Raw genomic sequence first — 13,245 nt, forward strand, 5'->3', positions numbered from 1 at the left:
CAACGGCCACGTCCCGTCCGCACATCTGCTGACCGCGATGACCAGCGACGGGCAGACGATCAGTCAGCTACGGGTGCCGGACAAGACCAACGAGATCACGGGCTTTGCCCGGCTACTCGCCCCCCTTCGACCTGACCGGGATCGTCGTCACCGCCGACGCGCTGCACACCCAGCGCGAGCACGTCCGCTTCCTCACCCAGGACAAGCTGGCGCACTACCTGCTGGTGGTCAAGAACAACCAGCCGTCCCTGTTCACGGTGCCGCGCTCGCTGCCCTGGAGCCGGGTCACCGCCCGCCATGCGGCCCGCAAGCCGCGGGCATGGGCGGCGCGAATTGCGGGTCCGTCAAGGTGCTGACCGTTGACGGGCTGGGGCTGGTCTTTCCCGGCGCGGTCCAGGCCGCCCGGATCAAGCGCTTCCGCGCGAACGCCGCAACCGGCCGACTCACCCGCAAGACGATCTAGGCGATTACCGACTTGCCCTCGACGCAGGCGTCGCCGCAGCAGCTCGGCGAACTGGCACGCTCCCTCTGGGGTATCGAAAACCGGCTGCACTTCGTGCGCGACACGACCTTCGCCGAGAACGCCGGCCGCATCCGTACCGGCCGCGGACCGGAGAACATGGCCACCTTGCGCAACCTCGCCGTCAGCACCCTCCGACGGGCCGGGCACCAGAACATCGCCGCCGCCCTCCGGCACGTCTCCTCCCAGCCCTTCTCCCGTCCGCTGGACCTCCTCGGCATCAGCTGACCAGCACAGCGTCAGATCACACGACTTTGCAACTGCCCTGCACGCCCCAGGAACCGCGTTTCAGCAGGTCGGCGAATTCCGTCGGTTGGCCGCGGAAAGGCAATCGACGTGGCGGTCGTACGGCCCAGCACCTCGGTGCGCGGCCTGCGTATCCGGCCAGCCCCGCCGCTCCCCTGCCGTCCGCCCGCTGTACCCACTTTTTTGTGGGTACTTGGCAGCGACGGACGACGGAGCGAATCTTGTTGCGGGCGGTCGGAGGGCCGCCGGATCGGATGAGACGGAGGGGCGTTGCGTCAGGGGCCCGACTGGGCCTCGGCCAGCTTCTCCAGGCGGCGGTGGCCCCAATCGGACAGGGGAGCCAGCGCCTCGGAGAGGTCGCGGCCGAACGCGGTCAGGGAGTACACGGTCTTCAGCGGCAGCACATCGTGCACCTCCCGGTGCACCAGCCCGTCCGCCTCCATCTCACGGAGCGCCTGAGTCAGAACCTTCTCGCTGAGGCCAGGGAGCCGCCGGCGCAGCTCGCCGGGGCGATGCGGTCCGGACTCCAGTGCCCAGAGCAGGGCGGTCTTCCACTTGCCGTCGATCACGGCGATCGCGGCGGTCACTCCGCAGACATTCGTGTCCTGAGCACGACTGCGTGTCATCTTCGCTCAATTTCCTTTGAGTTATTACTTACGTGTATATCCGTATGGGAGTTGAAGTTTCATGTCTACGCACTCCGAACAGTCTGCCGTCACCGTGCTCGGTCTGGGGCCGATGGGCCGCGCCCTGGCCGGTGCGTTCCTGGACGCCGGGCTGCGGACCACGGTCTGGAACCGGACGCCGGGCAGGGATCGGGAGCTGATCGAGCGCGGGGCGGTCGGCGCGCGATCGGCGGAAGAGGCCGTCGCTACAAGCGAGTTGACCGTGGTCTGCGTGGTGAACTACGACGCGTCGGACGCGATCCTGCGGCGCGACGAGGTCACCGATGCGCTTAAGGAACGCACCGTCGTGAACCTGACCGCGGACACTCCGGACCGGGCTCGGGACACCTCGGACTGGGCGGCCGGGTACGGCATCCGGTACCTCGACGGTGCGATCATGACGCCGATCAACACCATCGGGACGCCTGCCGCGGTGTTCATCCACAGCGGCCCGGCGGAGCTCTACGAGGAGCACCGGCCCGTGCTGGACACGCTGGGCGGTACCCATACCCACCTCGGCGAGGAGATCGGCCGGGCGGCGGCCTACGACATCGCGCTGCTCGACATCTTCTGGACGGCGATGGCGGGCTACGCACACGCCCTGGCCGTGGCGCGAGCGGAGGGGATCAGCGCTCGGGAGTTGGCGCCCTTCGCCCAGGGCATCGGCGCGATTCTCCCGCCGCTCTTCGAGGAGACCGCGGAGGAAGTGGACCGCGGCACCTTTTCCGGTGAAGGCAACCCGATCACCTCGGCGGTCTCGTCCATGGCCCATATCGTCCACACCTCCGAGGGCCACGGCATCGACGCGGGCGTGATGCGCGCGGCCGAGGGCATGGCTCGCCGCGCCATCGGGCTGGGCCATGGCACGGACGGGTTCATCCGCGTCGCCGAGGTGCTGGGCCGCAGCGGTAGTTGAAGGGGGTCTGGTGCAGCCACCGTGTGTACGAGATCCTCATCCACTCAAGAGGGACTTCAGCATACGGAGGCTACGAACATGGCGATTTCCAGCGCTGCGGAGCTGTCCTTACCAGCAGCGGGCACCTACGAAATCGATCCGGCCGCATCGACCGTGCGCTTCGCCACGCGGGCCTTGGGGCTACTCCCGGTCCATGGGACGTTCAGCATCAGGCAGGGCCGGATCACCATTGCCGAGACGCCGGAAGCGTCGTCGGTGGACGTCGAGATGGACGCGGCCAGCTTCGCGTCCGGCATTCAGCGGCGCGACGACCACGTCAGGTCGTCCGACTTCCTGGACGTGGAGCGGCACCCCACGATCCAGTTCCGGGGCCAGAGCCTGGATCAATCCGCCCAAGGAGCCTCACTTCGAGGGGAGTTGACCGTCTGCGGAGTGACCCAGCCGGTAGTCGTCGCGATCGACAGCATGGTCGGCGAGGGCAAACGCATCACCGCCAACGGCGCCGCTTCCATCGACCGGTACGCCTTCGGTGTCAGCAAGGCCAAAGGTATGGCGGCTCGCCGCCTGAAGATCACCTTGGATATCGTCGCCGGCCGCTGAGCACATCGATCCGGCCCTGGCACATCGTTCCGCTCCTTACAGGTCGACCTCGATGTAGTCGATGTCGGTGAACTCCACGAGCAGGCCCTGGGCGCGGCGGCCGCGGTCCTTGAAGTAGATCTCCTGCAGGCCCTCGGCGGCAATGTCGAGCAGTTGCTGTTCGGCGCCGCCCTGTGCCTGGGCGTCGAAGAGGCGGGCGGCGTACTGCGGCGGCAACGCCTGGGTGATGTGGCGCAGCCGGGCGTCGTCGGTGGTGCCGGGGGCGGCGGTGTAGCCGAAGCGGGCGCGGGTGTCGAGGACGATGCCACCAGTGGTGGCGGCCTGTTTCTTGGCCCTGGCGCGGATCTGCGGCTGCCACCGCTTTCTCACCTCGCGGTCTATGCGGGTGGCGAGAGGCGTGCGGGGCCGCTTGAGCTGGCCCTTGACGTACCGCTCGACGGTGCGCTGGGAAATGCCGAGCAGGTCGGCCACCGGCCGGGTGCCCTTGAGCTGCCTGACCAGATAGCGCATCTGCGCACCGGCCGACTTGGGGACGGGGCGGGTGAAGGTGCCTTCCACCGCCTTGTCCAGGCTCTCCGCGAGCTTGCCCATCGTCTCTACTCTCCGTTGTCCGGGGCGGTGACGTGGCCGTCCTTGATGTACCGGGCGAGGTTGAGGTCATCGCCGTGCTCCTCGCGCACGCCCTCGGCCCACAGCGTCGTCTGAGTGCCTTCGTGTTTCACCATCCCCGGACTCACGCCGATCCGGAAGCCGCCCGGCAGCGCTTTGCCGTCCTTGTGGGGCAGGAAGTCCAGCGGGCTGGGCCCGTCGGAGGGGTAGACGGCGCAGTCGGAGAGGACCGCCACCGGGTACTGGCCGGTGGCCGCCGCCGTCTTGAGCATTTTGCGGTGCATGTTGACCCGCGCCTTGGAGATGACCGCGGCACGGATGTCGGGCCGCCAGGTCGGGCGCTGGAGCGCGGGCCAGGGCTGACCCGGGCGCCAGCCACCGCCGCGGGGGCGTTCGCGCAGCTTGCCGATGCCCCCCTTGACGGTCGCCTTGATCGCGGAGAGGACGATCGCCAGCTGCGGATCGGTCCGCCGGTGGCCGTCCATCGCGGTCAGGAACTCCCGCGGTCCCATGCCGGTGGTGACCCCCAGGTCGGCCATCGTGGCGATATAGGCGTCCCGCAGCCGGGTGTACCAGGCGTCCAGGTAGCGGCCGTTGTCCGGGCGGACGTACGCCTCGGTGGGGGCGACGCCGTAGCCGAGTTCGACGGCGTAGGCGACGGTCGGCGTGGCGTACCAGGCGGGTCCCGCCGGCCGCTCCCCGGTCGGGGTGAAGGGGCTCGGCAGGCGCGGATCCAGTTCGACGTGGGAGAGGTCCACCAGCCATGAGCCGGGGATCTTCGGGTCGAACGGCGGCTGCTTGGCGTGCACGGGCTCGCCGAGGCCGAAGACGGTGCCGTTGGCGGCCGCGGCGAAGGCCATGTTGACGTCGATGCCCACCACGAAGCGCTTGGCGCACTCGTCGTCGGTGAGCGGGCGCGCCCAGTCGTATGCCTCCTCCACCAGCGCCTCCTCGGGGGTGCGCTGGTGGAAGCGCGGCAGGTGTGCCAGGAGTGGGTGGCCGTCGGGGGCCTCGGGCGGGGCGCACTGAACCGGCTGGGTGCCCAGCGAGCCGGGGTTGTGCTCACTGGGCCGCCGACCGCCGCTGTCCGGCTCACCCGCGCGCGTGGGCGGGTGCAGAGCGGTCATCAGCTCCAGGCCGGTGACGGCGGTGGAGCCGCAGGGAGTCATGACGCGGTCGGCGTAAGTGCCCAGCAGATGCACCAGATCGGCGGGCGGCAACTGTGCGGCCTCGCCCCACGAGCGCGCATCGAGGGCCTCCCAGCCCAGGACGCACAGCTGGACGCAGGCGCGTCGCGAGCCCTCGGCGGGACGGTAGATCCGTGCCCACGGGCCGAGCCCGCGCCGGGTGAGCCGCCAGTCGGCCCGCTCCAGTTCCTTGAGGACCTTATGGCCCTCGGGCAGCCTCCCGGCCCGCCGCTCCTCGTCGGCCAGCCGGGCCGGGAGGCCGAAGCGCGCCGCGGCCGCGTCCGTGAGCACCAGAACCGGGTCGGCGTCCCTGCCGTTGCGGTTCAGCCGGGGCGCGCCCAGCCGCGCCTCGGTCAGAGTCCACTCCACCAGCGACGGAAGGGACTTGGCCGGGATGTCCAGGACCAGGCCGCCGGGGCAGTACGCCCAGACCTGGCCGTCCACGACATCCACGACCGCCAGCGGGCCGTTGGCGAAGCGCGGGTCCACGGCAGAGGTGGCGGCGGTGGTGGTCCCGGCCGACTCCGTCGCGTCCGGGCGCCGCGAAGTGGACGGCCGGGGCGGACGGGCCCGCTGCGCCGGGGCCGTGGCGGCAGGCTGGAGTCGCTGGGTCGTGTTCTGCGCGACGGTCGCCCCGGGCCGCTGAGGACTCCGCTCGGAGGAAGTGCCCTGGCCTGGGGACGGGGTCTGCGTCGGCGCGGGCTGGGCGGGAGGTGACGGTTCGGGGGCGGCGGGGGCCGCTGTCCCCGGTGCCTCCTCGGCCGGGGCGGGGAAGCGGGCGGCCAGGCCCTGCAGAAGCCGGGCGTAGGCGGCACGCTTCGGCTGCCGCGGCTCGGTTTTGCCGGATTCCCAGTTGCCCACCGCTTCCCGGCGGATGTCCAGCGCCTTGGCGATCCCGGCCTGGCTCAGCCCCGCGGCCTCGCGCAGCCTCTTGCGCTCCGCGGGTGCCGGCAGATCGTCCTGGGCGACCTGCTCCAGCAGCGCGTCGACAGCGCTGAACAACTCGTCCTCAGCGGGCACAGGGCTCACCTCCGGGCAAACCCTATCCCCATCGCTCTCCGCAACGCACACTTCATCGCACGCTCAATCACACCTGTCGCGAACGCTGCGAACGCGGTGGGAGTGCGGAGGCTGGGGCCGTTCCGGGCCGGGGAGTTCCAGGCCAGAGAGTTCCGGGCCGGCGAGATGGCGGGTCGGCCGAAAGGCACGGCCGACCCTGCGATCGAGGCGAAGACGAGCTGATTAATCGTCAACACACTTGGGGTACTTCGACCCTCGGTTGCAGTCGTGATAGTCGTACTTACTGACGCGGAACTTCTTCTCGTCGCCGCCCTTGGCCGGATCGACGACCAAGTAGAACTTCTTTCCGTCCTTGACCTTGTCGGAGACCGTCCCATCAGGGCCCCGGTCGAAATCCTGCGCGCAGCCGGCGAGCGAGGCAAAAGCGGTCATTACCAAAAGGGCGGCGGCAAGGCGACGCATAGGAGTGCTCCGATCAACTTGGGGACCGGCACAGTCTAAGAGAGACGCACCATCGCCAGAACCGCCCGGGACGCCCCCGCCCAGCAACAACAGCCCGCCCGGCAAAAGCGCCGAAGAAGCACCAGAAAACACCCCCATCCCCTCCACCAAAACACCACACCACATGCCCGATCTACTCGCGTCAGCAGCAGGAGGGGCTGCGGGGAGGCGAACGGGCGGCATGCGCGGTACGCCGCTTCAGGGACACAGGTTCCAAAGAGTTCGATATCCCTTCCACTGGTCGCCCGGTGACCGTCAGCTTCTTTTCCGCTCACGTTTCTTGCCCGAGCAGTCCACTCCCGTCCCCGGATTGGCACCGGCGCAGGCCCCTGCCGCCGTTACCTGCGTGGACTGGTGGAGCTGGATCGACGGTGTGCGCTTCGAGAAGGCCGAGACCAACTGCGGCTGACACCCCGCGGCTGACACCCACCGACCCGGTGCCCCGCACGCGATGGCGTGCGGGGCACCGCTCTGCGACCGGGCGGTATGGGCTATGCGGTCACCTTGGCGAGGAACGCCGCGACGTTCGCCGCGGTCCGCTGGATCTTCTCCTCCAGGGTGAGCGACTCCTGGGGCCGTGAGCCGGCACCCGCGTCCTTCTTGCCCCGCACATACAGCGAGCAGGCGAGGTCGCTGCATATGTAGGCGCCGACCGAGTTGCCCTGCTGCCTGGCCTTCCCCGCCTTCGGCGCGACCATCAGGGAGACGCCGCCCGTGTGAGCGGTCAGGCACATCGAGCACATGCTGCGCCGCGCCTGCCAGGAGGCGGGGCCGGGGCAGCGCAGCGCGACGGCGATCGGGCGAGCGTCCAGTTCGGTGACCAGGTAGGCGCGGTCGGGTGCCTGGGGATCTCGCCAGCCGAGGTAGTCCAAGTCGCCCCAGGGCCGGTCGGCCAGGTCGCGCGGGATGGACAGGCGCTTCGCCTCGCCCTTGGTGCAGTTCACGAACGCGGCACGGATCTCTTGCTCAGTCAGCGGCTTCATATAACGCAGGCTAATTTGCCTAAAGATGTTAGGCAAATGCATAATCATTTCTGCCGAAGGAGAGGAAGGGCATGGGACAGGTAGGACTGACCACGGAACGGCTGACCCAAGCGGGAGCGGAGCTGGCCGACGAGCTCGGCTTCGACCAGGTGACCGTCTCTGAGCTGGCCCGACGGTTCGACGTCAAGGTCGCGAGTCTCTACTCGCATCTGAAGAACGGCCAGGACCTCAAGACCAGGATCGCCCTGCTCGCCCTGGAGGAGCTCGCCGACCGAGCCGCCGAGGCCCTGGCCGGGCGGGCCGGAAAGGACGCCCTGACCGCCTTCGCCAACGTCTACCGCGACTACGCCCGCGAGCATCCCGGCCGCTACGCCGCAGCCCAGCTCAGGCTCGACCCGGAGGCGGCGGCCGCCAGCGCCGGTGTCCGGCACGCACAGATGACGCGGGCGATCCTGCGCGGCTACGACCTGACCGAGCCGGACCAGACGCACGCCGTCCGGCTGCTGGGCAGCGTCTTCCACGGCTACGTCAGCCTCGAGATGGGGGGCGGGTTCAGCCACAGCGCCCCCGACAGCGAGGAAAGCTGGTCGCGGACCCTCGACGCCCTCGACGCCCTGCTGCGGAACTGGCCCGCGCCCTGACTCAGGGGCGCGGCAGTGCGCCGGAGGCGGTCAGCCTCGCGGCACATCGGCGCATCCGATCCATCCGTCCGTCCGTCCGTCCGTCCGTCCACACATCCATCCACACATCTGTGATCAACAGGCTGGGACCATGCACACCACCGAGCACGACTGGATCACCACGCCCATCACCGCGGACATCCTGCGGGGTGCCCTCGACCTGGAGCACACCGCGCACGGGGTGCTGCCGCACCGGCTGCCCGCCTGGGCCCGCGCCCAGTACACCGACGGGCAACTCGCCATGGCGGAGGCCCAGCCCTCCGGCGTACGGCTGGTCTTCCGGACCCGGGCCACCGCCGTCGAGCTGGACACACTGCCCACCAAGCGGGTCTACGCGGGCGCCCCGCCCCGCCCGGACGGCGTGTACGACCTGCTCGTCGACGGCCGCCTGGCCGGGCAGTCCTCGGTGACCGGCGGCAACACCCTGGCCATTGACCTGGCCACCGGGACCGCCGAGAGCCACCCCGGCCCGGCCGGCACCCTCCGCTTCACCGATCTGCCGGACGGCGTCAAGACCGTCGCGATCTGGCTGCCGCACAACGAGACCACCGAACTCGTCGCACTGCGCACCGACGCCCCCATCGAGCCCGTACCGGACCAGGGCCGCAAGGTGTGGCTGCACCACGGCAGTTCGATCAGCCACGGCTCCGACGCCGCGAGCCCCACCGCCATCTGGCCCGCGCTCGCCGCCTCCCTCGGCGGCGTGGAGCTGATCAACCTGGGCCTGGGCGGCAGCGCCCTGCTCGACCCGTTCACCGCCCGTGCGATGCGGGACACCCCCGCCGACCTGATCAGCGTCAAGATCGGCATCAATCTGGTCAACGCCGACCTGATGCGGCTGCGCGCCTTCACCCCGGCGGTGCACGGCTTCCTCGACACGATCCGCGAGGGTCATCCCACCACGCCCCTGCTGGTCGTCTCCCCCATCCTGTGCCCCATCCACGAGGACACGCCCGGCCCCGCGGCCTTCGACTTCAGCGCGCTCAGCTCCGGAAAGCTGCGGTTCCTGGCCACCGGCGACCCCGCCGAACGCGCCGCGGGGAAGCTGACGCTGCGCGTCATCCGGGAGGAGCTGTCCCGGATCGTGAAGCAGCGGGCGGCCGACGACCCCCACCTGCACTACCTCGACGGCCGTGACCTCTACGGCGAGGCCGACGCCGACGAGCTGCCGCTGCCGGACGAGCTCCACCCGGACGCCGCCACCCACCGCCGTATCGGGGAACGCTTCGCCGCACTGGCCTTCGCCGACGGTGGTCCGTTCGCGAATCACAGCGCCTGACGCCGGGCTCCGGCCGGTACGACGGGCAGGTCCGGCCGCTCTGGACGGCCAGCCCGCCCCCTGCGCCACCGGGGAGCCAGGCCCTACGCTGGTGGCCGTGCACATCTGCTTTGTCTGCAGCGGGAACATCTGCCGGTCGCCGTCCGCCGCGCTGGTCTTCGCCGAGCATCTGCGCCGGGCCGGACTCGACGGCGCGGTACGGGTCAGCAGCGCCGGCATCGGCCCCTGGCACGCCGGTGAGCCCATTGATGAACGGGCCGGCGAACTGCTGGCACGGCACGGCTACCCGGTCGAGCATGTCGCGGCCCAGATCGGCGCCGAGCACAGGGACGCCGACCTGTTCCTGGCGATGGACCACGGCCACGAGAAGGCGTTGCGCCGGCTGGTCGACGATCCGTCCCGGGTCAGGATGCTGCGGTCCTTCGACCCGGACGCGACCGGTGATCTGGACGTGCCCGACCCGTACTACGGCGGCCCGGAAGGGTTCGACGAGGTGCTGGCCATGATCGAAGCCGCGATGCCCGGCCTGCTGACCTGGGTGCGCGAGCGCCTCGGCTCATGAGCGCCCGCCCAGCGGCCGGGACGGGCGAGGATCCCGGTGCCGCGGCGGCCCGCCTCACCGGCCGCCCGGTGACCGGTCGGCGGCCGCTGTCCGCAACGCTCACCGAAGTCACCCTCGACGGCGGGCAGACGGTGATGGTCAAACGGGGCGACGGTCCGGGCGCGGCACCGGCCGAAGCGGCGGGGCTGCGCTGGCTGACCGACGCGGGCACGGTCCGCGTCCCGGTGGTGCACGGCCACGACCGGCACTGGCTGGTCACCGACCAGGTGCCGGTCGGCCGACCGAGCGTCCGGGCAGCGGCCCGGTTCGGCCGCGACCTGGCCGCCCTGCACGCCGTCGGCGCGCCCGCGTTCGGCGCCCCGCCGCCCGACGGCCCCACGGACGCGTACATCGGGCCGGCCCCGATGCGCAACGTCCCGGGCTCCGAGTGGCCGCGCTGGTACGCCGAACACCGGGTGCTGCCCTATCTGCGCCGCGCCGTCGACGACGGCACGGTGCGCCACGGCGAGGCCGAGATCATCGGGCGCGCATGCGAGCGGCTGCCCGAGCTGGCCGGACCCGCCGAGCCACCCGCCCGGCTGCACGGCGACCTGTGGAACGGCAACGTCCTGTGGGGCGCCGACGGGCAGGCGTGGCTCATCGATCCGGCCGCGCACGGTGGCCACCGGGAGACCGATCTGGCGATGCTCCACCTGTTCGGCTGCCCCCATCTCGACCAGGTGCTGGACGGCTACCAGGATGTGGCGCCGCTCGCCGAGGGCTGGGCCGACCGCATCGGGCTGCACCAGCTCTTCCCCCTGCTGGTGCACACCGTGCTGTTCGGCCGCGGCTACGCCGGGCAGGCACTCACGGTGGCCCGGGCGGCCCTGGCACGGTGACCTGCCGCAATTCCTCGCGCAGCCCTTTCAGAGCGGTGTGGTCGTCGTCCGTGCCGGTGTGCGGGGCGGCGAACCAGCGCGCGTACTCGGCGATCTCGGAGAGGCGCCAGTCGAGGGCGAACAGCTCGGCCATCGCCGGGTCGAGGCGCAGACGGTCGCCCGCGCCGACCGCGATCAGGTCGGCGTAGTCCCGCTCGCGTGGTGCGAGCGCCAGCGACTCCCAGTCGACCAGCTTCAGCCCACACGCGCCGATGACCTGGTTGTCGTTGTGTGGCTCACCGTGGGTCGGCACCCACTGGTCCCGGCGGGAGAGGGCGAGGTCCGCGAGGTCGAGGTAGCGGTCCGTCCAGCGCGTGATCGCGGCATCGTGTGCGGCGATCGCGGTCCGCGCCTCCTCCGCCAGCGGGCCGGATGTCCAGGGCCGGGCGGTGCGGGCCCGCAGCTCACCGGCGAACTGGGGGCCGACCTGGGGAGTCCAATGCCGCAGGCCGGGTGGCGGTGGGGCGCGATGCAGCGCGGCCAGCGCCGCTTCGACCTCGCGGACGTGCCGGGGCCGTCGCGCCTGCGCCTCGGTGGGGCTCCACCCGTCCAGCCACGGCGTCACGCTGAGCGCGCCCGCCTCGACGGCGACGGTGAACCGGCCGGACGACCGGGCGGGCAACGGCGCGCACACCGCGTCCACACCGGCGGCGGCCAGTGCCGCGGCCCCCGCGTAGGCGGCCTCCAGCGTCGCCCCGGTGTGGCGCGGCGCCAGCTGGTCCAACGTCACGAACAAGGCCGTGCCGCCACCGGCCGCCCGCCAGTGGTGTGCGCCGAATCCCCAGGGCAGGTAGCCGACCTCGGCGACATCCGGCAGCCAATGCGCGGCGACGGTCTGCGCGATGGTTTCGTCACTGATGAAGGAGGGGCGGGAGAACACAAGATCCGATCCTAGGAAGCGTGCGGGCCGGCGTCACCGGAATTTCACCCCCGCACCAGAAACCGATGCACTTGGTGAGCCGTCTTGGGGGGCGGGTTCGAACGGATGGAAAGCCATGGTGGAGCAGGTGGACAGCGGTGCGACGTCGCCGGTACGGGCGGCGGCGCCCCGGCGGGCGGGGCGCTGGATGGCGCGGTGGGCTCGTGGCGGGTCGCCCTGGACGCGGGGGCGGGTGCTCGGCGTATTGGCGGTGCTGACGGCCGGGCTGCTGGCGTTCCACCGGGCGGTGCCCAACTCCATTGGGCACTTGGGCAGTTTGCTGGAAGCGTTTCTGCCGTGGCTCGGACTGGTGGTCGTGGTGCTGCTCGGCCTGGCGCTGCTGCGCCGTTCGGCCATCGCGCTGGTGGCCTTGCTTCTGCCGGTGGCGGCCTGGACGTACCTCTTCGGCGGGTTGCTCCTGCCCGGGTCGAAGCCCGGCCCGCATGACCTGGTCGTGGTGCAGCACAACGTCAGCGATGAGAACAGCGATCCGGCGGGTACGGCCCGCGCCCTGGCCGACGCCGGGCCCGATCTCATCGCGCTGGAGGAGCTGGTGCCCGCGGCGCTGCCGGTCTACGAGAAGACCCTCGCCCCGGACTACCCGTACCACGCCGTCCGGGGCACCGTCGGACTCTGGTCGAGGCATCCGCTCACCGACGCCCGGCCGTTGGACATCAAACCTCAGGGGATCACGGAGGCATGGAGTCGCGGACTGCGGACCGTGGTCCATACGCCGCGGGGCGAGATCGCGGCGTACGTCGCGCATCTGCCGTCGGTCCGCATACGGGCGAGTGGCCTCGCGTCCTCCTGGCGTGACGAGAGCGCCGGCCTGTTGGGCAAGGCCATCGCCGCCGAGAAGCGGGATCGGCTGATCCTGCTGGGCGACCTCAATGGCACGGTCGACGACCGTGGGCTGGCCCCGCTGACCTCACGGATGAACGTCGCGGAGCGGGGCTTCGCCTTCAGCTTCCCCGCGGGCTTCCCGCTGGCCCGGATCGACCAGGTCATGGCCCGTTCGGCGGCTGTCGGCCACATCCGCACCCTGCCCGCCACCGGCAGCGACCACCTGCCGATCGCCGCCCGGATCGCGCTGGGCTGAAGCCGCCCGTCGAGCTGTGGCAGCCGAGGGAACGACGGCGGCCGGGCGCCTCCTCGGGAGGGGTCCCAGGGCCCGCGGGTTAGAAATGCCGCACAGGAATCCCCGGAACAGGAGGTCCAACTGATGGGTATCGGTATGCGCTGGACGACCGCGACAGCCGCCGCGACCATGACTCTGGCGGGCACGCTGGGACTCGGCCTGATGACGCCGGTGGCGCAGGCCGCCGCCCACGGGCCCTGCTACGACGGGCGGTGCACGACCACCGTGTCGAGGCCCACGAACATCACGGTCGACAGCCACCGGTTCGGCTTCGGGAAGCTGCGGATCACCCACATCAGCTCCCGGTCCGTGAAGATGTCGGCCACCACTACGGGCGGCGCGCGCCTGAGCGGCAGCACCAGTCCGGGCGGCACCGTCAGGCTCAACAGCCTGAGCATCCGGGTGCAGTCGGTCAGCGGCCACAACAAGGCCAAGCTCGTCCTGACACGGGCGTCCTGACACACGACGGTGCCCTCAACGACGTCGGCACCGGCATGGTCGGC

The 13,245-nt window shown here is 70.9% G+C and carries 17 protein-coding genes; 11 read left to right on the forward strand and 6 right to left on the reverse strand.

The features are described 5' to 3' along the window. Nucleotides 1-104: 104 nt before the first annotated feature. On the forward strand, nt 105-356 hold the full coding sequence (locus J5X86_RS11950) for a hypothetical protein (protein ID WP_208516720.1): 252 nt from the start codon (nt 105-107) through the stop codon (nt 354-356). Nucleotides 357-475: 119 nt separating this feature from the next. Continuing rightward, a complete protein-coding gene (locus J5X86_RS11955) occupies nt 476-748 on the forward strand; it encodes a hypothetical protein (RefSeq protein ID WP_243980140.1) in 273 nt (90 codons plus the stop codon). A 293-nt stretch (nt 749-1,041) separates the two neighbouring features. Here J5X86_RS11955 and J5X86_RS11960 read toward each other — a convergent pair whose 3' ends face one another. After that, complete coding sequence (locus tag J5X86_RS11960) at nt 1,042-1,392, reverse strand: helix-turn-helix domain-containing protein (RefSeq protein WP_078638311.1); 351 nt, start codon at nt 1,390-1,392, stop codon at nt 1,042-1,044. A 61-nt stretch (nt 1,393-1,453) separates the two neighbouring features. On the opposite strand from J5X86_RS11960, the gene J5X86_RS11965 reads away from it, so the two are divergent. Together J5X86_RS11965 and J5X86_RS11970 are read left to right on the forward strand one after the other, a co-directional pair. Further along, nucleotides 1,454-2,347 (forward strand): NAD(P)-dependent oxidoreductase, encoded by an 894-nt coding sequence (locus J5X86_RS11965; protein WP_208516721.1) that lies wholly within the window; start codon nt 1,454-1,456, stop codon nt 2,345-2,347. Nucleotides 2,348-2,425: 78 nt separating this feature from the next. After that, entirely contained in the window at nt 2,426-2,947 is a 522-nt protein-coding gene (locus tag J5X86_RS11970; RefSeq protein ID WP_208516722.1) for a YceI family protein, read from the forward strand. Nucleotides 2,948-2,983: 36 nt separating this feature from the next. Here J5X86_RS11970 and J5X86_RS11975 read toward each other — a convergent pair whose 3' ends face one another. From J5X86_RS11975 to J5X86_RS11985, 3 genes are all read right to left on the reverse strand, one after another. Beyond that, the gene (locus J5X86_RS11975) at nt 2,984-3,538 is read right to left on the reverse strand and encodes an XRE family transcriptional regulator (protein WP_208516723.1); all 555 of its coding nucleotides are present in this window, start codon (nt 3,536-3,538) and stop codon (nt 2,984-2,986) included. Between the two features lie 5 nt (nt 3,539-3,543). Continuing rightward, a complete protein-coding gene (locus tag J5X86_RS11980; RefSeq protein ID WP_208516724.1) occupies nt 3,544-5,763 on the reverse strand; it encodes a helix-turn-helix domain-containing protein in 2,220 nt (739 codons plus the stop codon). A gap of 222 nt (nt 5,764-5,985) precedes the next feature. Continuing rightward, a complete protein-coding gene (locus J5X86_RS11985) occupies nt 5,986-6,225 on the reverse strand; it encodes a hypothetical protein (protein ID WP_014057972.1) in 240 nt (79 codons plus the stop codon). 319 nt (nt 6,226-6,544) lie between these two features. Here J5X86_RS11985 and J5X86_RS51955 point away from each other — a divergent pair, with 319 nt between their 5' ends. After that, on the forward strand, nt 6,545-6,673 hold the full coding sequence (locus tag J5X86_RS51955; protein ID WP_279595192.1) for a hypothetical protein: 129 nt from the start codon (nt 6,545-6,547) through the stop codon (nt 6,671-6,673). A gap of 82 nt (nt 6,674-6,755) precedes the next feature. Here the strand turns inward: J5X86_RS51955 and J5X86_RS11990 are convergent, their stop codons facing one another. Further along, nucleotides 6,756-7,247, reverse strand: a complete 492-nt coding sequence (locus tag J5X86_RS11990) for an FBP domain-containing protein (RefSeq protein ID WP_208516725.1) — start codon at nt 7,245-7,247, stop codon at nt 6,756-6,758. Between the two features lie 71 nt (nt 7,248-7,318). On the opposite strand from J5X86_RS11990, the gene J5X86_RS11995 reads away from it, so the two are divergent. The 4 genes from J5X86_RS11995 to J5X86_RS12010 all read left to right on the forward strand — a co-directional run bounded on the left by J5X86_RS11995 (nt 7,319) and on the right by J5X86_RS12010 (nt 10,646). Then, complete coding sequence (locus tag J5X86_RS11995) at nt 7,319-7,888, forward strand: TetR/AcrR family transcriptional regulator (RefSeq protein ID WP_208516726.1); 570 nt, start codon at nt 7,319-7,321, stop codon at nt 7,886-7,888. A gap of 130 nt (nt 7,889-8,018) precedes the next feature. Then, entirely contained in the window at nt 8,019-9,206 is a 1,188-nt protein-coding gene (locus J5X86_RS12000) for a GDSL-type esterase/lipase family protein (protein WP_208516727.1), read from the forward strand. Between the two features lie 97 nt (nt 9,207-9,303). Continuing rightward, nucleotides 9,304-9,768 (forward strand): low molecular weight protein-tyrosine-phosphatase, encoded by a 465-nt coding sequence (locus tag J5X86_RS12005; protein ID WP_208516728.1) that lies wholly within the window; start codon nt 9,304-9,306, stop codon nt 9,766-9,768. Further along, complete coding sequence (locus J5X86_RS12010; protein WP_208516729.1) at nt 9,765-10,646, forward strand: fructosamine kinase family protein; 882 nt, start codon at nt 9,765-9,767, stop codon at nt 10,644-10,646. Before J5X86_RS12005 ends, J5X86_RS12010 begins: the two co-directional genes overlap by 4 nt. Here J5X86_RS12010 and J5X86_RS12015 read toward each other — a convergent pair. Further along, nucleotides 10,615-11,565, reverse strand: a complete 951-nt coding sequence (locus tag J5X86_RS12015; protein WP_208516730.1) for a phosphotransferase family protein — start codon at nt 11,563-11,565, stop codon at nt 10,615-10,617. The genes J5X86_RS12010 and J5X86_RS12015 overlap by 32 nt on opposite strands. A 187-nt stretch (nt 11,566-11,752) precedes the next feature. Between J5X86_RS12015 and J5X86_RS12020 the strand changes: the two genes are divergently transcribed. Next, nucleotides 11,753-12,703, forward strand: coding sequence for an endonuclease/exonuclease/phosphatase family protein (locus J5X86_RS12020; RefSeq protein ID WP_374229248.1), 951 nt, complete (start codon nt 11,753-11,755; stop codon nt 12,701-12,703). 123 nt (nt 12,704-12,826) lie between these two features. Beyond that, a complete protein-coding gene (locus tag J5X86_RS12025; RefSeq protein WP_208516731.1) occupies nt 12,827-13,201 on the forward strand; it encodes a hypothetical protein in 375 nt (124 codons plus the stop codon). The last annotated feature ends 44 nt before the right edge of the window (nt 13,202-13,245 follow it).

The sequence above is a fragment of the Streptomyces sp. NEAU-YJ-81 genome (assembly GCF_017592595.1).
In the GTDB taxonomy this organism is placed as follows: Bacteria; Actinomycetota; Actinomycetes; order Streptomycetales; family Streptomycetaceae; genus Streptomyces; species Streptomyces hygroscopicus_B.